This window comes from Agrobacterium sp. SORGH_AS 787 (assembly GCF_030819035.1).
In the GTDB taxonomy this organism is placed as follows: Bacteria; Pseudomonadota; Alphaproteobacteria; order Rhizobiales; family Rhizobiaceae; genus Agrobacterium; species Agrobacterium larrymoorei_B.
The window spans coordinates 1,416,292-1,436,057 of sequence record NZ_JAUTBG010000001.1; the positions used below are offsets into that span (position 1 = coordinate 1,416,292).

Sequence of the window (19,766 nt, forward strand, 5' to 3'; positions counted from 1 at the left end):
CATCGGTTCCATTTTATCGATAAGAATTGTGCGCTATTCAACGGGACGCAAGCTTCTATACCTGCTTGTTGAAGAGTCGAGGATACCATGTCTGAAAGGCCCGTCATCATCATCACCGGATGCTCCACCGGGATTGGTGCTTATTGCGCCAGCGCGCTTCACCGTGATGGCTGGCGCGTCTTCGCCACGGTGCGCCGAACTGAGGATATGGCGGCATTGGAAGGTCAGGGCATCGAGGCGCTGATCATGGACTATACCCGGCCGGAAACCATTGCCGCTTTGGTGGATGAGGTCGCAGCCCGCACGGGCGGCCGTATCGATGCGCTCTTCAACAATGGCGCTTATGGGCAGGCTGGCGCGGTGGAAGACATTTCTGTGGAGGTGCTGAGCCAGCAGTTCGAGACCAATGTCTTCGGCTGGCACGACCTGACCTGCCGTGTCATTCCATTCATGCGCAGACGAGGGCAGGGGCGAATCGTCCATTGCTCTTCCATTCTCGGCCTCGTGCCCTATCGATATCGCGGCGCTTACAACGCATCGAAATTTGCTTTGGAGGGGCTCGGCATCACCTTGCGCATGGAGCTTCAGGGCAGTGGCATTCATGTCAGCCTTATCGAGCCCGGCCCGATCGCCTCGAATTTTACGGCGACTGCTTTGAAGCATATCAAGGCCAATATCGATACCGAGAATTCGGTGCATGCGCAGGACTATCGACGCCAGCTTGCCCGGCTTGATGGCAGCGGGCCGGTCAACAAGCATAAGCTTGGCCCTGAAGCGGTGTACAAGGAATTGCATCACGCTTTGACGGCGCGTCGTCCAAAGCCGCACTACATCGTCACTCGGCCGGCAAAGCAGGGTGTGTTACTGAAGCGACTTCTACCAGCTTCTCTATTTTACAGACTTCTACGCAAGTTCGACTAGCTAAATCGCCGTCTCATCCGTTAGAACGCTTTGCAGTGGTCATTATCGCAAACCGCTGAACACGTGCGCGCGACATGCTTAGGGAGGCAATAGGATGTCCAGCTTTACCACCGTGCTTGCGGTCATTGTCATGGGGCTGGTCGTGCTGGTTCTCATTCGCGGTCTTTTCAACATGCTGAAGGGGACCGATGCCAACCGTTCCAACCAGCTGATGCAGCTACGGCTTATTCTTCAGGCCGTGGCGATTGTTTTGATCATGCTAACCTTGTGGTTGACAGGAGGCGGACGCTGATATGGTAAAACTCAACAAGATTTATACACGGAGCGGCGATGACGGTACCACGGCTCTGGTCTCCGGTCCGCGCCGGGCAAAATATGATCTTCGGGTAGAAAGCTACGGCGATGTGGACGAGACAAATTCGGTCATCGGCATGGCGCGCCTTCATACGACAGACCTTCCCGAACTCGACGCCATGCTGTCTCGCATTCAGAACGATCTTTTCGACCTCGGCGCGGATCTGGCTACGCCCGATGATGGCGAGCCCTTGTCTTACGAGCCGTTGAGGATCGTTGAATCGCAAGTCTCACGCATCGAAAAGGAAATCGATGCCTTAAACGACACGCTGTCCGATCTCAAATCATTCGTCCTGCCCGGCGGCTCGGCTGCGGCAGCGTATCTGCATCTGGCACGCACGGTATCCAGACGGGCGGAGCGGCGTATCGTGGAGCTTGCTAAGATGGAAGGCGAGATTGTCAGCCCCGCGGCATTGAAATACATCAATCGCCTTTCCGATTTTCTCTTCGTCGCCGCGCGTTTTGCCAATCACAACGCTGACGCGATAAAGGCGGATATCCTCTGGGTCCCGGGAAAGAATCGCTAAGTCGAGCGTAGAAGTAGAGGTCGCATTCCATGTTCATTCCGCTGCATGATGCGAACTCGCTGAAGCACATCAAGCTGCAATACGTGACGCTGTCGCTGATCGGCATCAACATTCTTGTCTGGCTCGTCGTGGGTGCATTTTCGAGCGAGCAGCAGGCGAGCGCTGCAGTCTTGGGGCTTGGTTTCATTCCCGCCGTTCTGTTCGATTATGCGTCTCTCGATCCTTCGCTGGTGCTGGTCCCGACCGATGCCACGATCTTCACCTATGCGTTTCTTCACTTGAGCTTCTGGCACCTCGCTTCCAACACGGTGTTTCTCTGGGTATTCGGCGACAATGTCGAAGATGCGTTTGGCCATCTCGGCTTCCTGATCTTCTATCTTGCTTGCGCCGCCGCCGGTGCGTTGTTTCACGGCTTCATCGCGCCGCAATCTCAAGGGCCGCTGATCGGGGCATCCGGCGCTGTTTCCGGTGTGGTCGCCGCCTACCTTCTGCTGCATCCACGTGTGCGGGTCTGGGTGCTGGTCTTCATGCGCATTCCGGTGCCGCTTCCAGCCTTTATTCCCTTGGTTTTGTGGGTTGGCCAGCAGTTCGTCATGTTGCTCTTGTACCCGGAAGAAAGCGTCTCCTGGGCGGCGCACGTCGGTGGCATCGTGACAGGGGCCATCCTCGTCGTTTTCTTTCGTCGAAGCGGCGTTCCACTGTTTGATCGAACGCTGGTCACGCCCCGGGCAGTCCGGCATAAAAATCATGTGCTGCAAGACGCTGGCGTGTCGCAAACGGAACGGCCATCCGACAGCATTCCGTGAAAATTATTCTGAGAGCGAGTATTTACGTTCACGTCAACGTAAGATATTTCGTGAGTGCATCGCGTCATGAGCATTGTTCCGTTGATCTCATTGGAAAAATGCGTATCCATGGCTCAACTTGATTGTCAGGAGGACCGTTTGGCGTATGCGCTTTATGGTCAGGAGTTGAAAGAAGGCTGCCGATGAAGATCCTTGTCCCAGTAAAGCGTGTGGTGGACTACAACGTGAAAATCCGCGTCAAGGCGGATGGCTCGGGTGTAGAGCTTGCCAACGTCAAGATGTCGATGAACCCTTTCGACGAAATCTCCGTTGAAGAAGCGCTGCGCCTGAAAGAAGCTGGCAAGGCTGAGGAAGTTATCGTCGTGTCCATCGGTCCTGCAAAGGCCGAAGAGACGCTGCGTACCGCGCTCGCGATGGGTGCCGATCGTGCCGTGCTCATCGAAACCGACGAGACTGTGGAGCCGCTGGCGGTTGCCAAGCTGCTGAAGGGTGTTGTCGAGGCGGAGAACCCTGGTCTCATCATTGTCGGCAAGCAGGCGATCGACGACGATTCCAACCAGACCGGCCAGATGCTGGCAGCGCTTCTCGGCTGGGGTCAGGGCACCTTTGCCTCCAAGGTTGAGCCGTCTGACGGCAAGGTTGCTGTGACGCGCGAAGTGGATGGTGGTCTCCAGACTGTCGAGCTAAAACTTCCCGCCGTCGTCACCACCGACCTTCGTCTCAACGAGCCGCGCTATGCGTCGCTGCCGAACATCATGAAAGCCAAGAAGAAGCCGCTCGACAAGAAGTCGCCAGCCGATTTCGGCGTCGATATCGCGCCGCGCCTCAAGGTTCTGAAAACCGAAGAGCCCGCTGGCCGCAAGGCAGGCGTCAAGGTCGGATCCGTATCTGAGCTGGTGTCCAAGCTCAAAGCTGACGGCGTCCTCTAAGGAAAGCGAAAGGGAGATAAACCATGGCCATTCTTCTTCTGGCAGAACACGACAATGCAACCCTTTCCGACCAGACGGCAAAGACGCTGACGGCGGCAACCGAGATTGGCGGTGACGTGCATGTGCTGGTCGCCGGTTCCGGCGCCAAGGCAGCAGCCGATGAAGCTGCGAAGCTCTCCGGCGTGTCCAAGGTTCTGCTTGCCGACGACGCATCCTATGCCAACCAGCTGGCCGAGCCGCTGGCTGCCCTGATCGTTTCGCTTGCGGCATCCTATGACGTGATCATCGCCCCTGCGACGGCCTCGGCGAAGAATGTGCTGCCACGCGTGGCAGCACTTCTCGATGTGGCGCAGATTTCCGAAATCACGGACGTCGTTTCCTCCGACACCTTCAAGCGTCCGATCTATGCCGGTAACGCGATCCAGACGGTTCAGTCGACCGACGCCAAGAAGGTGATCACCGTTCGTACCGCATCCTTTGCTCCGGCTCAGGCTGGCGGCTCTGCCTCCGTCGAAGCCGTCTCGGCGGCGGAGAACCCTGGCGTTTCCTCCTTCGTTTCGGACGCGCTTGCCTCTTCCGACCGTCCGGAACTGACCTCCGCCAAGATCATCATCTCGGGTGGTCGCGCGCTCGGTTCTTCGGAGAAGTTCAAGGAAGTCATTCTGCCGGTTGCCGACAAGCTGGGTGCTGCCGTTGGCGCATCGCGCGCTGCGGTCGATGCCGGCTATGCGCCGAACGACTGGCAGGTTGGCCAGACGGGCAAGGTGGTTGCACCGCAGCTTTACATCGCCTGCGGCATTTCCGGTGCCATCCAGCATCTGGCGGGCATGAAGGATTCGAAGGTCATCGTCGCCATCAACAAGGACGAAGAGGCACCGATCTTCCAGGTGGCCGATTACGGTCTTGTCGCAGACCTGTTCGAAGCCCTTCCAGAGCTTGAAAAAACAATCTGATAACCGCAATGATAGGAAGCGGCGCGTTTTTACCGACGCGCCGCTTTCGTTTTGTGGCAATATGCGCAACAACGAAGACCTGACGCGCAACAGGGTCAGTCTAAGAGACCGAGACGCGCTTGGATGTAATCAGCGCTGAGACGAACCTGACAGGAGATATATGCATGACAGCCCCACTCAAGAACATCGGTGTCATCGGAGCCGGTCAGATGGGCTGCGGCATTGCGCACGTGTCTGCTCTGGCAGGCTACAAGGTGCATATCTACGACGTGTCGAAGGATCGGATTGAAGCTGGGCTTGCCACCATCAACGGCAATCTGGCGAGACAGGTCTCCAACGGCAAGCTAGAGGACGATGCGCGCAAGTCTGCGCTCGGCCTGATCGGCGGCTCTTCCGATTTGAACGATCTTGCGGCCATGGATCTTGTCATCGAGGCTGCCACGGAAAACGAAGAGGTGAAGCGCAAGATCTACGCGCAGGTCTGCCCAGTGCTGAAGCCAGAAGCCCTGCTTGCTACCAATACCTCGTCTCTCTCGATCACCCGCCTGGCCTCTGCAACGGACCGTCCGGAGCAGTTCATGGGTATTCACTTCATGAACCCCGTGCCGGTGATGAAGCTCGTCGAACTGGTGCGCGGCATCGCGACTGGCGAAAAGACCTTCGATACTGCCAAGGACTATGTCCGCTCGCTCGATAAGGCGATCACTGTTGCAGAAGATTTCCCCGCCTTCATTGTCAACCGCATTCTTCTGCCGATGATCAACGAGGCGATTTATACGCTGTACGAAGGTGTCGGCACGGTGGAAGCCATCGATACGGCCATGAAGCTCGGGGCCAACCATCCCATGGGTCCGTTGCAACTTGCCGACTTCATCGGTCTCGACACGTGTCTTTCGATCATGCAGGTGCTGCATGACGGCCTGGCCGACAGCAAATATCGCCCCTGTCCATTGCTGGTCAAATATGTCGAAGCAGGCTGGCTTGGCCGTAAATCGGGCCGCGGTTTCTATGATTATCGCGGCGAGATTCCGGTCCCGACCCGCTGATCAGGGCTGCGTGGCTCCAGTCACCAGCGCCTTCGCATCGGGACTATCCCACGCAGCGGGGCCGTTCATCGAGGCCAGCAGGCAGCCCTTGTCGTCCAGAAGCAGGGTGGCTGGCAGGCCGAAGGCAAGGCCTTCCTTCTTCAACGTATTAAAGACACCCATCGAGCTGTCGCGATAAAGCTTAAGCGAATCGATCTTGTATTCGCTCATAAAGGCCTTCGGCTTATCATCCTCGCCATTGTCGATGTTGATTGTTACGACCTCGAATGCATCGCTGCCTTTTTCCTTTTCCAAGGCGTTGAGAGCCGGCATTTCCTCGCGGCAGGGCACACACCATGTGGCCCAGAGATTCAGCAGAACGGTCTTGCCCTTGATATCCGCTTGCGTCATCGCGGTGCCCTCGGCGGACTTGAACGAAAGCGGAATGACGCGGGGCTTCTCGGTCGGCGCCATCGCTGCGATCTGGCCTTTCAGCAGAGGCTCGATGCTGGCGATGCGCTTGGCAGCGCCCTCACATAAAGCCGCATCCGCCACCGCTGCCCCTTGAACCTGTGCTTCAGACCCAATATGCCTGAACAACACCACTCCCCCGCCGCTGACAATGCCGGCGATGGCGGCAATTGCAACAAGTCTGGCGGAAGGAAGTCTGAAAGGTCTTTTTTCTGTCATCGAATACTCCAGGGCATGCACAATGGCTGACGGCGCAGAACAAAAATCCTCCAACCAGATGTGGGGCGGACGCTTTGCCTCCGGTCCCTCAGCCATCATGGAAGAGATAAATGCCTCCATTGGCTTCGACAAGAAGCTTTACGCCCAGGATATTCGCGGCTCCATCGCCCATGCCACCATGCTCGCTGCAAAAGGCATTATTTCCGCCGAAGATAAAGACAAGATCATCGAGGGTCTGAACACGATCCTGTCAGAAATCGAGGCCGGTACCTTCGAGTTTTCGCGCAAGCTCGAAGATATTCACATGAACATCGAAGCTCGCCTGGCCAATCTGATCGGACCCGCCGCTGGACGCTTGCACACGGCGCGCTCGCGCAACGACCAGGTGGCGCTCGATTTCCGCCTTTGGGTCAAGGAAGAACTGCAGAAGACCGAAGGCATGTTGAGCGCATTGATCGCGGCCTTCCTCGACCGTGCCGAGCAGCATGCCGATACGGTGATGCCGGGCTTCACACACCTACAGACAGCTCAGCCCGTCACCTTCGGTCATCACTGCATGGCCTATGTCGAAATGTTTGGCCGCGACCGCGCCCGTGTTCGCCATGCCATCGAGCATCTGGATGAAAGCCCGATCGGGGCTGCGGCCCTCGCTGGCACCGGTTATCCGATCGACCGCCATATGACGGCGACTGCACTCGGCTTCCGTGAGCCCACTCGCAACTCCATCGACACCGTGTCGGACCGCGACTTTGCCTTGGAGTTTCTCTCGATCGCGTCGATCTGCGCCACCCATCTTTCGCGCCTGGCGGAAGAAATTGTCATCTGGTCGACGCCGCAATTCGGCTTTATCCGTCTGTCGGATGCCTTCTCGACCGGTTCCTCCATCATGCCGCAGAAGAAGAATCCCGACGCCGCGGAACTGGTGCGCGCCAAGACCGGCCGCATCAATGGCTCGCTGATTGCATTGCTGACCGTTATGAAGGGTCTGCCGCTCGCCTATTCGAAAGACATGCAGGAAGACAAGGAACAGGTCTTCGATGCAGCCGAAAGCCTTGAGCTTGCGATTGCCGCCATGACCGGCATGATCCGCGATCTGGAAGTGCGAGCCGATCGCATGCGCGCCGCTGCCGGTTCCGGTTACTCGACCGCGACGGATCTTGCCGACTGGTTGGTGCGCGAAGCGGGCCTTCCATTCCGCGATGCGCATCACGTCACGGGCCATGCTGTGGCACTTGCGGAGAAAAAGGGCTGTGATCTCGCCGATCTCTCTCTTGAGGAACTCCAGGCGATCAATTCGGCGATCACCGCCAGCGTCTTCGACGTGCTGTCGGTCGAGGCGTCGGTCGCAAGCCGCACCAGCTTCGGCGGTACGGCGCCGTCAGAAGTGCGCAAGCAGATTGCCTGGTGGCGCGCTCGCAACTGATCGAGCGACCGATCAATCTGGCGTTACGCCACCATCACAAGAAACAGGGTGCACAAGCGCCCTGTTTTTCGGTATCAGAGATGCAAGATTTCCTTTGGACGGGTCCATGCTCTTTAAAACCTCTCGCAGTATCATCATTCCGGTTAGCGTGGCGCTCGCCGCAGGTCTTGCTCTCTCCAGCTGCGGCCGCAAGGGCGATCTCGATGCGCCAAACACGCCAGTCGAGCAGCGTAACCAGCGCTCCAGCAACAAGGTGGAAAAGACACCGGAACGCCCCTTCATCCTCGACAAGCTTCTGTAACGGATTACAGCCGTGAACCATTTTCATTACATCGACGGCGTGCTGCACGCCGAAAACGTTCCCGTGCCTGAAATCGCCAAGGCTGTCGGGACACCGTTTTACGTCTATTCGACGGCGACGCTCGAGCGTCACTACAAGGTGTTCTCGCAAGCTTTCAGCGATGTGGATGCGATGGTCTGCTACGCCATGAAGGCCAATTCGAACCAGGCGGTGTTGAAGACACTGGCAAAGCTTGGCGCGGGTATCGACGTCGTCTCAGGCGGCGAGCTTCGTCGCGCACTGGCCGCTGGCGTCCCGGCAAGCCGCATCATGTTTTCCGGCGTCGGCAAGACACCGGCTGAAATGGATCTGGCGCTTGAGGCCGGCATCTATTGCTTCAACGTGGAATCGGAGCCGGAACTCGAGGTTCTCAATCTGCGCGCGGTGAAGGCCGGCAAGAAGGCGCATGTCTCCTTCCGCATCAACCCGGATGTCGACGCCAAGACCCACGCCAAGATTTCGACCGGCAAGAAGGAAAACAAGTTCGGCATTTCCTACCGGCGGGCACGGGCGGTCTATGCCCATGCCGCAACACTTCCCGGTATCGATGTCAGTGGCATCGACATGCATATCGGCAGCCAGATCACCGAACTGCAGCCTTTCGAAGATGCGTTCCGGCTTCTGCGCGAGTTGGTGGAATCTTTGCGTGCAGACGGCCACAGGATCAGCCATGTGGATATCGGTGGGGGCTTGGGCATTCCCTACAAGGACGACAACAATCCGCCGCCGCTGCCGGATGCCTATGCGCATATCGTCAAGAATGAGCTTAAGAGCCTCAACTGCAAGATTGTCACCGAGCCGGGGCGCCTGATCGTCGGTAATGCCGGTATCCTCGTGACCGAAGTCCTCTATGTGAAGGACGGCGGCGAAAAGGCTTTCGTCATCGTGGACGCGGCGATGAACGATCTCATCCGTCCGACGCTTTATGAAGCCTATCACGGCATCCGTCCCGTCGTGCAGCCTCCGGCCGATGCGGCGCGGATCAAGGCCGATGTCGTGGGACCGGTCTGCGAGACGGGTGATTATCTGGCGCTCGACCGCGAGATGGCAGCACCTGAGCCGGGCGATCTCATTGCCGTCAGCTCCGCCGGTGCCTATGGCGCGGTGCAGGCTGGCACCTACAATTCGCGTCTTCTCGTGCCGGAAGTGCTGGTCAACGGCGACCAGTTCCATGTTATCCGCCCACGCGGCACCTATGAAGAGCTGATCGCGCTCGACTCCGTGCCCGCCTGGCTCGACTGACATTGCAATCACGATTAGGCGACCAGCAGGAAAAATACGGGGCAAGTGCTGGCTTGCCCTCGTCTTCGCCACAAACAATGGTATCCTGCACGCTGTTGCACTGAGAGATTTCGCGGCTGCGGCAATTGCGAGATCGTGTGGCCAGACCGGGAGAACGGATTGATGACCACCAGGCAAGGCGGAAAAGGCGCTTTCGACAAGAGACCCGAGCTGGCACGGCGCGTGGCAGCCAAGCGGTTCTTTGCGAAGCTCGTCCTCTTTGCCGAGCGCCTTGCGCCGAAAACGCTTCTGCCTCTCTCGATCGCCGCGGTGTTTCTTTCGCTTGGCTGGTTTGGCCTGTTCCGGCAGATGCCAGACCTGTTGCGCTGGGCGGTCGTTTTTATCCTCGTCTTTACGTTCCTTAGCGCACTCCTGCCGATTGCGCGTCTGCGCTGGCCTTCGAAGGAAGAGGCGTCGCGCCTGCTGGAAGAACGTAACGGTCTTCCGCACCAACCGGTCGGCGTGCAGGAAGACGAGCCCGCTTTCGACACCCCGATTGCGCGTGCTCTGTGGAAAGAGCACCAGACGCGCATGGCCGAGCGGATCGCCGCACTCGATGCAGGTTTGCCGCGGCCGGATATAGCCCGTCACGACCGGATGGCGCTCCGTGCCATCCCGGCACTGCTCCTCGTTGCCGCATTCGGCTTTTCCTATTCGAACGGTGCAGGCAGCATTGCCGACGCATTTCGCAGCCGTCCGGCCTCCGGGCCGCTGAACCCGGATATCCGTCTCGATGCCTGGGTGACGCCGCCATCCTATACCGGTCGGGCGCCGATTTTTCTCACCAGCCAGAACGCCGATCGTGCCGATGCGGTCTCCGTTCCCCAATCCTCCAAGCTGACGATCCGCATGACGGGCGGGGCGGGCCAGGAAGAGGTTACTTTCGAGCCAGACGAGGCCGGCGCGTTGCAAAAGCTTACGCCGGATGGGGCACAGGATAAGGCGACAGTCGCAGCCGCGCCGCCGCAACCGAGCCCAGAGGGGCAGGCCATTGTTGCGCCCCGGACCTTTATCATGGAGTTCAAGGAAAGCGGGACGATCGAGGCCAACGGCCAGTCCTGGTTCTTCAATATCATCCCGGACAAGCCACCGGTCATCGCCTTCGACAATTTGCCGCGCAGGGCAGCCAATGGCGCGCTGGAGATCGGCTTTACCGCCAAGGACGATTATGGCGTGCGTGAAGCCCATGCCGTGATCGAGCCTCTCGACGTTCAGGCTGGCGCGACGCCGCTTTATCCGCCGCCGGAATACAAGCTCGATCTTCCCCGCCAAAACCCGCGTGACATGAAGGGCGTGACGAGCCGCAATCTGACCGAACATCCGATGGCGGGAAAACGCGTCCGGATCACGCTGGTGGCAACGGATGGCGCAGGGCAAGTGGGCAAGAGCCCGCCGCAGGAGATGATCCTACCAGGGCGCAATTTTTCCGAGCCGCTTGCGGCCTCGGTTGCCGAACAGCGTCAGATCTTTTCGCTCGACACGCGCCAGATGCCGAAGGCGATCGCCTATAACGAGGCGGTCAGCCTGCGTCCGGAAGAGACCATTCCCAACAAGACGCACTATCTTCTGCTGCAATCGGCGCAGACGCGTATGAAGCTTGCCTACAATGAGGAGATGCTGAAGGACGCCGCGGATTACCTCTGGGAAATTGCGCTTGGCATCGAGGATGGCGATCTGTCTCAGGCGGAAAAGCGCTTGCGTGATGCGCAGGATGCCCTTTCTCAGGCACTGGAGCGCAAGGCGCCGGATGAGGAAATTGCCAAGCTGATGCAGGAGCTTCGCGAGGCAATGAACGAGTTCATGAAGGAACTCGCGCAACGCATGCAGAATGCGCCGCAGGGCAATATGAACCAGCAGGCGCAAAACGTGCTGCGCCAACGCGATCTGGAAAACATGATGAACCAGATCGAGAACCTTGCCCGCTCCGGCAACCGCGATGCGGCGCAGGAAATGCTGTCGCAGATGCAGCGCATGATGAACAACCTGCAGGCCGGCAGGCCGCAGCGCGGTCAGCAGGGCCAGCAGCAGGAAAACAGCCAGCTGCGCCAGCAGATCGACAAGCTGGGCGAGATCATGCAGCAGCAGCAGAAGCTGATGGACGAGACCTTCAAGCTCGATCAGGCGCTACGCGACCGCATGCAGCGCGGCGATCCGCAAGAGGGCGAAGAGGGCGGCGAGCAGCAGATGGGCGAAAACGGCCAGCAGCAGCCCGGCGACCAGCAACAGGGCCAGCAGGGTCAACAGCAGCAGGGCCAGCAGCAGAACGGGCAAGGACAAAACCCCGATCAGATGACAGCCCAACAGCTTCGTGACGCCTTGAAAAATCTGCGTCAGCAGCAGGAGGGACTGGGCAAGCAGCTCGGTGATCTTCAAAAGGGCCTTCGCGATCTCGGCATGGAGCCGGGGCAGAATTTCGGCAAGGCCGAGCAGGAAATGAAGGGCGCCGGTGAAGCGCTGGGTCAGGGCCGGGGCGAACGGGCTGTCGAAGGCCAAGGCAATGCGCTGAATGCGCTGCGCCAAGGCGCACAGGATATGATGGGCCAGATCATGCAGGCCATGCGCCAGCAGGGCCAGCAGCCGGGCCAAGGTCAGCAGGGTATGATGGGGCAGGGCGACCAGAACGGCCGCGATCCGCTTGGCCGTCCACGCGCCAATTCCGGCCCTGATTTCGGTGATTCACAGGTTCGGGTGCCGGATGAGATAGACGTGCAGCGTGCGCGTGAAATTCTTGAAGCGATCCGTGAGAAGCTCGGCAATAATCCGCCTGCGGATGTGGAGCGCCGCTATCTCGAGCGATTGCTTGATATTCAGCAGTAGGCGCTTTTTATCCGGCTTCAATGGCGGCAGGATAGGCGGGCTCTCATATATCGGTGACGCACTCCGCCACTCGCCTGGCAGTGATTTAATCTCGGCAAACATCAGACCTGAAACCGTCACGGGTTGTATGGCGGGCAGATGCGTCGTCTCAGAGACCTCAAGCGTTCTAAAGGACATACATCGCTCCAGAACAAGCGGTAAGCGCACCGTTGCCTGTCAAGCGGGCGCGCCTGTGGACTGACGCAGGATCAGTTCCACCGGCCACAATTCCTGGCATTCCTGCACTGGCCTGCCGGAGATGATTTGAAGCAGAAGTTCGGTCACGCGCATGCCCGCCATCCGCATGGACGAGCGTGTGGTGGAGAGCGGCGGCAGCATGCTCTCCGGGGTCAGGTAGGGAAATACGTCGTCATGAGCGATGACAGACACGTCCTTGCCGATGACGAGACCCAATTGCGTTGCGGCGCGATAGACGCCTTGAGCCGTCATCATCGCGCCGGCCACGAAGGCCGTGGGGCGGGATGGCTGCTCCAGAAGCGCGCGGGCGAATCGAAAGGCTGTTTCCTCGCTGAAATGCTCGTTCATCATCAGCTTCGGGTCGGGCGAGAGCCCGTATTCCGAAAGCGCGTCGCTGAAACCCTGTTCGCGGTCGTTGACGAATGTTCGGCCCTTGGGTCCATTTATCAGTGCAATGCGCCGGTGTCCGCGTTCGAGAAAATGGATGGTGGGGCAATAGGTGACGTCGCGATTATCGATATCGAGCCAAGCATGCGGGAAGGACGTCTTCGATCGACCATGGACGATGAAGGGAACGCCGAGCCGGTGGAGCAGAGCGATGCGCTCATCCGCAGGGCGGGGTGAATGGACGACGATGCCATCCACCTTGCCGCTTGCCGCCAGACGGTTGAAGATTGCCAGTTCCTCATCGAGATTGTTGTCGATGGCGACGCTGACGAGAATATCGGTTTCCTGTCCTTCCAGGCGTGCGGCCATGCCGCCCATGAATTCGGAAAAAAAGTGACCGCCGCCGCTGCGGCCCATGACCACGCCGATGGCGCCTGCGCGTCCTGTCACAAGCCGCACGGCATTGGCATTGGGGCGATAGCCAAGTCTGCGCGCAGCCTCCATCACCCGCTCGCGGGTTTCCTGACGAACCTCCGGATAGCCTCCAAGTGCACGGCTGACCGTCGTTGGAGAAAGGCCAACCTGTTCTGCGAATTCCTTGAGCTTCATGATGTCCGCCGTTTTCATCTGCATGCTAGCTCAGATCGAATTTTTCAAGCAACAAAAATCGAAAGCGATTTAAAATTAGAAAATGTAGATGAAGCGTTGGAATCCATAGGTTTCTTCATCGTTGGTGCACTGCACAGAGAATAGCGCTTGAGAATCCCATTTCATGACCTATTGACAGGTTGAAGAGGAATTGTAAGCTTCAAAAAATTGAAAGCGTTTTCAATTTATGCATCGTCAAAGTTTCAGAGGGAGGAGAATGATGACGAACTTTTCTAAAAGGGCCTTGTTCCTATGCGGCAGCCTTTTGGCTTTTGCTGCATCCGCGCAGGCAGCAGAGATTGCCATGGCGGCCAATTCCACCGGCAAAAATCTCAACTTCATTCGCGAGCGGCTGGCCGAATTCGAGAAACAGAGTGGCCATAAGGTAAAGCTCGTGACGATGCCGCCATCGTCCAGCGAACAGTTCAGCCAGTATCGTCTTTGGCTTGCAGCCGGAAACACGGACGTGGACGTCTACCAGACGGATATCGTCTGGGCACCACAGCTTGCCGACCAGTTCGTCGATCTGACGGCGGCGGCCAAGGACGTGATCGGCCAGCATTTCTCGTCCGTGGTCGCGTCGCAGACGGTCGATGGCAAGCTCGTGGCCATGCCGATGTATACCGACGCGCCAGCGATGTTCTATCGCAAGGATCTGCTCGATAAATACGGCAAGCAGCCGCCGAAGACGTGGAAGGAGATGGCCGAGACTGCCAAGGAAATTCAGGACAAGGAGCGTGCAGCTGGCCAGAAGGATCTCTGGGGCTTCGTGTTCCAGGGCAGCGCCTATGAGGGCCTGACCTGCAACGCACTTGAATGGGTGGCGTCTGCTGGCGGTGGGCATATCGTCGAGACCAATGGCGATATCAGCATCAACAACGAAAAGGCCGCTGCCGCTCTCGACATGGCCAAGAGCTGGATCGGCACCATCTCGCCCCAGGGCGCGCTGGCCTATAAGGAGGAAGAGGCGCGCGGCGTTTGGCAGACCGGTAATTCCGTCTTCATGCGCAACTGGCCCTATGCCTATGCTCTTGGCAATGGCGCCGATAGCGCCATCAAGGGCAAGTTTGGCGTCGCGCCGCTGCCAGCGGGTGTAGAGGGTGAGGCGCCTGCCTCGACCCTGGGCGGCTGGAACGTGGCTGTGTCGAAGTACTCGAAGAGCCAGGATGCAGCCATCGAGCTGGTCAAGTTCCTGACCTCTGCTGAAACGCAGAAAAAGCGGGCTGTAGAGCTTTCCAATATGCCGACGATTGCTGCGCTTTATGACGATAAGGATGTCGCGGCCGCGCAACCCTTCATGCCGCAGTGGAAGCCGATCTTCGAGACGGCCGTTCCGCGTCCGTCAGCGGCAACCAAGGTGAAATACAACGAGGTCTCGTCGAAGTTCTGGGGTGCCGTCCACAACACCCTCTCTGGCTCCGGCTCGGCTGCCGAAAACCTCGAGCTTCTCGAAGTCGAGCTGACCGATCTCAAGGGCAGTGCCTGGTAACACTGTGAACGCGAAGCGGCACGTCTTGCCGCTTCGCCCCCTGTCCAATCGGTGGAAGCTCTCATGAAAACAACTGTCCCTGATCGATCAGCGGCGATGGTCGGCTCCGACCTGCAGTCGGAGCGGCTGCGCTCAGCCTGGCTGTTCCTCGCCCCGACCTTTCTCGTGCTCGCTCTTGTCGCGGGCTGGCCTCTCGTCAGAACCGTCTGGTTCAGCCTAACGGACGCCTCTCTGACCAACCTTTCCGACGCCGAGTTCGTCGGCCTCAAGAATTACATTTCGTGGATTACGCTCAGCAGTGGCCGCACCGTGTATCGTGGCCTCTTGGCAGATCCGGTTTTCTGGGGCGCTGCCTGGAACACGGTGAAATTCACCATCCTCTCTGTGTCGCTTGAGACCGTGCTCGGTCTCATCGTTGCGCTGGTGCTCAATGCCGAGTTCAAGGGCCGAGGCCTCGTGCGTGCCGCGATCCTCATTCCCTGGGCCATTCCCACGATCGTCTCGGCACGCATGTGGTCCTGGATGCTGAACGACCAGTTCGGCATTTTGAACGACATGATGCTGAGCCTTGGCCTCATCAGCCAGAAAATCGCATGGACAGCCAATCCAGAAACGGCAATGACCGCCGTGCTGATTGTAGATGTGTGGAAGACAACGCCCTTCATGGCGTTGCTCATTCTCGCAGGTCTACAGATGGTGCCGAAAGATATGTATGAGGCCGCCAAGGTCGATGGCATCCATCCGATCAAGGTTTTCCTGCGCGTTACGCTTCCGATGATCCGTCCGGCACTCATGGTCGCTGTTATTTTCCGCATGCTGGATGCGATGCGCGTCTTTGACCTCATCTACATCCTGACGCCCAACAATGCGCAGACGCGCACCCTGTCGGTGCTGGCACGCGAAAACCTCTTCGACTTCGACAAGTTCGCCTATGGGGCTGCTGTCTCGACGATGCTGTTTCTCATCATCGCCTCGATCACCATCGTCTATATGTGGCTTGGCCGCGTCAACACCGATGGAGGCGCAAGATGACGGCAATGACGGTTCTGAAAAACACCGCCTTTTATGCGCTCGTCGCCATCATCATTATAGTGGCCGTGTTCCCCTTCTATTACGCCATCCTGACGAGCCTCAAATCCGGTACGGCGCTGTTTGAAATCAACTATTTGCCCAGGGCATTCTCTTTCGGCAACTATGCCGACGTGCTGGCCAATGACAGCTTCCTGCGCAATCTCGGCAACTCGCTGATGGTGGCAACCTGCGTCGTGGCGCTATCCCTGCTTCTTGCGGTCACGGCGGCTTATGCGCTTGCCCGCGTTCGCTTCCGGGGACGCGCTCTACTGCTGCTGACGATCCTTTCGGTATCGATGTTCCCGCAGATCGCAGTGCTGGCGGGTCTCTTCGAATTGATCCGCTGGGCGGGCCTGTTCAACACGCCACTGGCGCTGATCTTCTCCTACATGATCTTCACGCTGCCCTTTACGGTGTGGGTATTGACGACCTTCATGCGGGATCTGCCGGTGGAAATCGAAGAGGCGGCGATCGTCGATGGCGCCTCGCCATGGGTCATCATCACGCAGGTCTTCCTGCCGCTGATGTGGCCGGCGCTGGTTACGACAGGGCTTCTCGCTTTCATCGCTGCCTGGAACGAGTTTCTGTTCGCGCTCACCTTCACCTCATCGAACGAGCAACGCACGGTTCCGGTGGCAATCGCCCTTCTTTCCGGAAGCTCCCAGTTCGAAATTCCCTGGGGAACGATCATGGCGGCCTCTGTCATCGTCACCGTCCCACTCGTCATCCTCGTTCTGATCTTCCAGCGACGTATCATTTCCGGCCTCACCGCCGGTGGCGTCAAAGGCTAGGAGAAATCTCATGACCAGCATTCAACTGCGAAATCTACGCAAGTCCTTCGGCGCTTTCGAGGTCATCACGGGTATCGACATGGATATCCGCTCCGGCGAATTCATGGTTTTCGTCGGTCCCTCCGGCTGCGGAAAATCAACGCTGCTGCGGCTCATATGCGGCTTGGAGGAAATCACCGGCGGCGAGCTTTCCTTCGACGGAGAGATCGTCAACCGGCTGACGCCTGCCAAGCGCGGTGTCGCCATGGTCTTCCAGTCCTATGCGCTCTATCCGCATATGACCGTTTTCGAGAACATGGCCTTCGGCATGAAGCTTGCCGGTTCCAGCAAGGAGGAGCGGCGCAAGCGCGTGGAGGCCGCAGCCGAGATGCTGCAATTGTCGCCTTATCTGGAGCGTCTGCCCAAGCAACTCTCGGGCGGTCAGCGCCAGCGTGTGGCGATCGGTCGTGCCATCGTTCGCGATCCGAAGGTCTTCCTTTTCGACGAGCCGCTTTCCAATCTCGATGCGGCCCTTCGTGTCGCGACCCGTCTTGAAATTGCCAAGCTCCACCGTAGCATGCATGACACGACCATGATCTACGTGACCCACGATCAGGTGGAGGCGATGACGCTTGCGGACAGAATTTGCGTGTTGCGGGACGGCCGTGTCGAGCAGATCGGTACGCCGCTCGAACTTTACGAAACGCCGGTCAATACCTTCGTCGCAGGCTTCATCGGTTCGCCCAAGATGAATTTCATCGGTGGTCGTTTCGCCGAAAGCCATGGGGCGCACTCGATCGGCATCCGGCCGGAGCATATTGTCGTTTCGGATGGCGCGGGCGGATGGACGGGCGAGATCGTCCACTCCGAAATGCTCGGCTCTGACAGCTATGTTTATGTCGATATCGGTGCGGATGAGCCGCTCGTCGTGCGCGAGGAGGGCGTTTCGCACCGGGCGACGGGGGAGAAGATCAAGCTCTCACCCGTCCCGGAACACATTCACCGTTTCGATGAAGCAGGCGTTGCTCTGAAACGTGCAGAAACACGCGGAGCCGCCTGATCAATTTCAGTTCGCCGGCGTTAACAACCCTCGCTGGTTTATCAAGGAGTATGTCTATGACCATCAACACCGTCGTCTGGGGCGAAAACATCCACGAGCATATCAATGAAACGGTTCGTGCTGTTTATCCCAACGGCATGCACAATGCGATCGCCGATGCCCTGAACAAGGACCCGGAGATCAACGCGACGACCGCAACCCTGCAGGAGCCGGAACATGGGCTTTCGCAGGAAAGGCTGGACCAGACCGACGTGCTGGTCTGGTGGGGCCATAAGGACCACGGCGCCGTTCAGGACGAGATTGTCGAGCGTGTCGCCAAGCGCGTCTGGGAAGGCATGGGCCTCATCGTTCTCCACTCCGGCCACTTCTCCAAGCCGTTCAAGCGGCTGATGGGAACCCCTTGCGCGTTGAAATGGCGCGAGGCGGGCGAGCGCGAGCGTATCTGGACCATCAATCCCCGGCATCCGATCGCTGCCGGCCTGCCGGAGCATTTCGAACTGGAAAATGAGGAAATGTACGGAGAGCAGTTCTCCGTGCCAGAACCGCTGGAAACCGTGTTTATTTCGTGGTTCCAGGGGGGGGAGGTGTTCCGCTCCGGTCTCACCTGGCGCCGTGGTGCCGGCAACATCTTCTATTTCCGTCCGGGGCATGAAACATATCCCACCTACCACGACGCCAACATCCAGAAGGTCATCAGCAATTCGGTCAAGTGGGCCTACAATCCGGTGGGCGCGTTGAAGAGCATCCACGATGCGCCGAACGTTCCCGTCGATAAGGCGCTCGAACCCATCGAGGAGCGTGGTCCCAAACTGCACAAGGCTGGTGAAGCAGGTTACAGGTAACTCATCATGAAGCTTCTTATTCTCGGTACCGGTGGAATGGCGAACACGCATGCCACCCATTTCTCTCAGATTTCCGGCGTGGAAACGGTCGCAGCCGTTGACGTGGACGAGGTGATCGTCCGTGCCTTTGCCGCGCGCCACAATATACCGCTGACCTTTACCTCGCTGGATGACGCGTTGGCATGGGGCGAATTCGACGCGGTCGCGAACGTCACACCCGACGCGATCCATCACCCAACCAGCCTCAAGCTTCTGGCTGCGGGCAAGCACGTCTTCTGCGAAAAGCCGCTTGCCGAAACCTACGCCAAGGCGTCGGAAATGGCAGATGCCGCCGAAAAAGCCGGTCTGGTCGCCATGGTCAACCTCACCTATCGCAACGTGGCGCCGCTTCAGGAAGCCCGCAAGATGGTGCTGGAAGGCCGTATCGGCAAGCTTCGCCACCTGGAGGCATCCTATCTCCAGAGCTGGCTGGTCTCGAAAGCCTGGGGCGACTGGATGACCGAGAGCAAATGGCTTTGGCGTCTGTCGACCAAGCATGGTTCGAACGGCGTGCTGGGCGATGTTGGCATCCACATTCTCGACTTTGCATCCTACGGTGCAGGCAGTGATGTGGAGCGCATCTTCACGCGTCTGAAAGACCTTCGATAAATATGAGGGCAACCGCATCGACGTCTATGATCTTGATGCCAATGACAGTTTCACCATGACGGCGGAACTGGCCAATGGTGCCATGGGCGTCATCCACGCTACCCGTTGGGCAACCGGCCACCTGAATGAGCTTCGCCTGCGCCTGCATGGCGACAAGGGCGCGCTAGAGGTCGTCCATACGCCGGAATATTCGACGCTGCGCGGTTGCCTTGGCGAGGATATCGAAAAGGCGGTCTGGCGGGATATCGAGCCTGAGCCGGTGCCGACGAATTACGAGAAGTTCGCCAAGGCCGTGATGGAAGGCGGGGTCGCCGATCCTGATTTCCGTCATGCAGCGAACCTTCAGAAGGTGCTCGATCTTTCGATCATCACGGATCGCGAACGGCGCGAAATCGCCGTCTGAACTTTCGACAGCCAACACGGACATCGAAGGCCGGGAGCCACATGCTTCCCGGCCTTCTTGCGTTATGATCCGCCAACACCTGGCAAACGGTATGTTAACAGGTGCTGTTCTAGGGTGATCCAGAGAGTGTCTATGCTGGAGCGCC

Annotated in this window: 18 protein-coding genes and 1 pseudogene; 17 read left to right on the forward strand and 2 right to left on the reverse strand. The window is 58.6% G+C overall.

Annotation, left to right across the window (positions count from 1 at the left end):
- The first annotated feature begins 87 nt into the window (after window positions 1-87).
- The 7 genes from QE435_RS06245 to QE435_RS06275 all read left to right on the forward strand — a co-directional run bounded on the left by QE435_RS06245 (window position 88) and on the right by QE435_RS06275 (window position 5,536).
- Window positions 88-921 (forward strand): SDR family oxidoreductase, encoded by an 834-nt coding sequence (locus tag QE435_RS06245; RefSeq protein WP_349040639.1) that lies wholly within the window; start codon window positions 88-90, stop codon window positions 919-921.
- Between the two features lie 94 nt (window positions 922-1,015).
- Window positions 1,016-1,213 carry a twin transmembrane helix small protein gene (locus tag QE435_RS06250; protein WP_062423947.1) on the forward strand — a complete coding sequence of 66 codons (198 nt, stop codon included), beginning with the start codon at window positions 1,016-1,018 and terminating at the stop codon, window positions 1,211-1,213.
- A gap of 1 nt (window position 1,214) precedes the next feature.
- Window positions 1,215-1,802, forward strand: a complete 588-nt coding sequence (locus tag QE435_RS06255) for a cob(I)yrinic acid a,c-diamide adenosyltransferase (RefSeq protein WP_349040640.1) — start codon at window positions 1,215-1,217, stop codon at window positions 1,800-1,802.
- A 29-nt stretch (window positions 1,803-1,831) separates the two neighbouring features.
- Window positions 1,832-2,608, forward strand: a complete 777-nt coding sequence (locus tag QE435_RS06260; RefSeq protein WP_349040641.1) for a rhomboid family intramembrane serine protease — start codon at window positions 1,832-1,834, stop codon at window positions 2,606-2,608.
- 182 nt (window positions 2,609-2,790) lie between these two features.
- Window positions 2,791-3,537 (forward strand): electron transfer flavoprotein subunit beta/FixA family protein, encoded by a 747-nt coding sequence (locus QE435_RS06265; protein ID WP_349040642.1) that lies wholly within the window; start codon window positions 2,791-2,793, stop codon window positions 3,535-3,537.
- Between the two features lie 23 nt (window positions 3,538-3,560).
- The gene (locus QE435_RS06270) at window positions 3,561-4,490 is read left to right on the forward strand and encodes an electron transfer flavoprotein subunit alpha/FixB family protein (protein WP_349040643.1); all 930 of its coding nucleotides are present in this window, start codon (window positions 3,561-3,563) and stop codon (window positions 4,488-4,490) included.
- 164 nt (window positions 4,491-4,654) lie between these two features.
- Window positions 4,655-5,536 (forward strand): 3-hydroxybutyryl-CoA dehydrogenase, encoded by an 882-nt coding sequence (locus tag QE435_RS06275; RefSeq protein ID WP_306928505.1) that lies wholly within the window; start codon window positions 4,655-4,657, stop codon window positions 5,534-5,536.
- On the opposite strand, the gene QE435_RS06280 is transcribed toward QE435_RS06275, so the two are convergent.
- Window positions 5,537-6,205, reverse strand: coding sequence for a TlpA disulfide reductase family protein (locus QE435_RS06280; protein ID WP_349040644.1), 669 nt, complete (start codon window positions 6,203-6,205; stop codon window positions 5,537-5,539). It lies immediately after the preceding gene.
- 22 nt (window positions 6,206-6,227) lie between these two features.
- Between QE435_RS06280 and argH the strand changes: the two genes are divergently transcribed.
- From argH to QE435_RS06300, 4 genes are all read left to right on the forward strand, one after another.
- Window positions 6,228-7,628 carry an argininosuccinate lyase gene (gene argH / locus QE435_RS06285; protein WP_349040645.1) on the forward strand — a complete coding sequence of 467 codons (1,401 nt, stop codon included), beginning with the start codon at window positions 6,228-6,230 and terminating at the stop codon, window positions 7,626-7,628.
- A 106-nt stretch (window positions 7,629-7,734) separates the two neighbouring features.
- Window positions 7,735-7,929 carry a lipoprotein gene (locus QE435_RS06290; protein ID WP_306928501.1) on the forward strand — a complete coding sequence of 65 codons (195 nt, stop codon included), beginning with the start codon at window positions 7,735-7,737 and terminating at the stop codon, window positions 7,927-7,929.
- Between the two features lie 12 nt (window positions 7,930-7,941).
- Complete coding sequence (lysA, locus tag QE435_RS06295; RefSeq protein ID WP_349040646.1) at window positions 7,942-9,210, forward strand: diaminopimelate decarboxylase; 1,269 nt, start codon at window positions 7,942-7,944, stop codon at window positions 9,208-9,210.
- 162 nt (window positions 9,211-9,372) lie between these two features.
- Window positions 9,373-12,066 (forward strand): TIGR02302 family protein, encoded by a 2,694-nt coding sequence (locus QE435_RS06300; protein ID WP_349040647.1) that lies wholly within the window; start codon window positions 9,373-9,375, stop codon window positions 12,064-12,066.
- Between the two features lie 216 nt (window positions 12,067-12,282).
- Here the strand turns inward: QE435_RS06300 and QE435_RS06305 are convergent, their stop codons facing one another.
- Window positions 12,283-13,299 carry a substrate-binding domain-containing protein gene (locus QE435_RS06305; RefSeq protein ID WP_349041142.1) on the reverse strand — a complete coding sequence of 339 codons (1,017 nt, stop codon included), beginning with the start codon at window positions 13,297-13,299 and terminating at the stop codon, window positions 12,283-12,285.
- A gap of 259 nt (window positions 13,300-13,558) precedes the next feature.
- Between QE435_RS06305 and QE435_RS06310 the strand changes: the two genes are divergently transcribed.
- From QE435_RS06310 to QE435_RS06335, 6 genes and pseudogenes are all read left to right on the forward strand, one after another.
- On the forward strand, window positions 13,559-14,827 hold the full coding sequence (locus QE435_RS06310; RefSeq protein ID WP_349040648.1) for an ABC transporter substrate-binding protein: 1,269 nt from the start codon (window positions 13,559-13,561) through the stop codon (window positions 14,825-14,827).
- Window positions 14,828-14,890: 63 nt separating this feature from the next.
- Window positions 14,891-15,859: a sugar ABC transporter permease gene (locus QE435_RS06315; RefSeq protein WP_306928494.1), complete on the forward strand. Its 969-nt coding sequence runs from the start codon at window positions 14,891-14,893 to the stop codon at window positions 15,857-15,859.
- Window positions 15,856-16,689, forward strand: a complete 834-nt coding sequence (locus QE435_RS06320; protein WP_349040649.1) for a carbohydrate ABC transporter permease — start codon at window positions 15,856-15,858, stop codon at window positions 16,687-16,689. Before QE435_RS06315 ends, QE435_RS06320 begins: the two co-directional genes overlap by 4 nt.
- A 10-nt stretch (window positions 16,690-16,699) precedes the next feature.
- Complete coding sequence (locus QE435_RS06325; protein WP_349040650.1) at window positions 16,700-17,728, forward strand: ATP-binding cassette domain-containing protein; 1,029 nt, start codon at window positions 16,700-16,702, stop codon at window positions 17,726-17,728.
- Window positions 17,729-17,784: 56 nt separating this feature from the next.
- Window positions 17,785-18,570, forward strand: coding sequence for a ThuA domain-containing protein (locus QE435_RS06330; protein ID WP_349040651.1), 786 nt, complete (start codon window positions 17,785-17,787; stop codon window positions 18,568-18,570).
- 6 nt (window positions 18,571-18,576) lie between these two features.
- Window positions 18,577-19,621 (forward strand): annotated as a pseudogene (locus QE435_RS06335) (Gfo/Idh/MocA family oxidoreductase).
- Window positions 19,622-19,766 lie beyond the last annotated feature (145 nt).

What these genes read in the sequence shown, in the direction of transcription:
- QE435_RS06245 (WP_349040639.1), top strand. Translation starts at nt 88, where the DNA reads ATGTCTGAAAGGCCCGTCATCATCATCACCGGATGCTCCACCGGGATT.
- QE435_RS06250 (WP_062423947.1), top strand. Translation starts at nt 1,016, where the DNA reads ATGTCCAGCTTTACCACCGTGCTTGCGGTCATTGTCATGGGGCTGGTC.
- QE435_RS06255 (WP_349040640.1), top strand. Translation starts at nt 1,215, where the DNA reads ATGGTAAAACTCAACAAGATTTATACACGGAGCGGCGATGACGGTACC.
- QE435_RS06260 (WP_349040641.1), top strand. Translation starts at nt 1,832, where the DNA reads ATGTTCATTCCGCTGCATGATGCGAACTCGCTGAAGCACATCAAGCTG.
- QE435_RS06265 (WP_349040642.1), top strand. Translation starts at nt 2,791, where the DNA reads ATGAAGATCCTTGTCCCAGTAAAGCGTGTGGTGGACTACAACGTGAAA.
- QE435_RS06270 (WP_349040643.1), top strand. Translation starts at nt 3,561, where the DNA reads ATGGCCATTCTTCTTCTGGCAGAACACGACAATGCAACCCTTTCCGAC.
- QE435_RS06275 (WP_306928505.1), top strand. Translation starts at nt 4,655, where the DNA reads ATGACAGCCCCACTCAAGAACATCGGTGTCATCGGAGCCGGTCAGATG.
- QE435_RS06280 (WP_349040644.1), bottom strand. Translation starts at nt 6,205, where the DNA reads ATGACAGAAAAAAGACCTTTCAGACTTCCTTCCGCCAGACTTGTTGCA.
- argH (WP_349040645.1), top strand. Translation starts at nt 6,228, where the DNA reads ATGGCTGACGGCGCAGAACAAAAATCCTCCAACCAGATGTGGGGCGGA.
- QE435_RS06290 (WP_306928501.1), top strand. Translation starts at nt 7,735, where the DNA reads ATGCTCTTTAAAACCTCTCGCAGTATCATCATTCCGGTTAGCGTGGCG.
- QE435_RS06300 (WP_349040647.1), top strand. Translation starts at nt 9,373, where the DNA reads ATGACCACCAGGCAAGGCGGAAAAGGCGCTTTCGACAAGAGACCCGAG.
- QE435_RS06305 (WP_349041142.1), bottom strand. Translation starts at nt 13,299, where the DNA reads ATGAAGCTCAAGGAATTCGCAGAACAGGTTGGCCTTTCTCCAACGACG.
- QE435_RS06310 (WP_349040648.1), top strand. Translation starts at nt 13,559, where the DNA reads ATGACGAACTTTTCTAAAAGGGCCTTGTTCCTATGCGGCAGCCTTTTG.
- QE435_RS06315 (WP_306928494.1), top strand. Translation starts at nt 14,891, where the DNA reads ATGAAAACAACTGTCCCTGATCGATCAGCGGCGATGGTCGGCTCCGAC.
- QE435_RS06320 (WP_349040649.1), top strand. Translation starts at nt 15,856, where the DNA reads ATGACGGCAATGACGGTTCTGAAAAACACCGCCTTTTATGCGCTCGTC.
- QE435_RS06325 (WP_349040650.1), top strand. Translation starts at nt 16,700, where the DNA reads ATGACCAGCATTCAACTGCGAAATCTACGCAAGTCCTTCGGCGCTTTC.
- QE435_RS06330 (WP_349040651.1), top strand. Translation starts at nt 17,785, where the DNA reads ATGACCATCAACACCGTCGTCTGGGGCGAAAACATCCACGAGCATATC.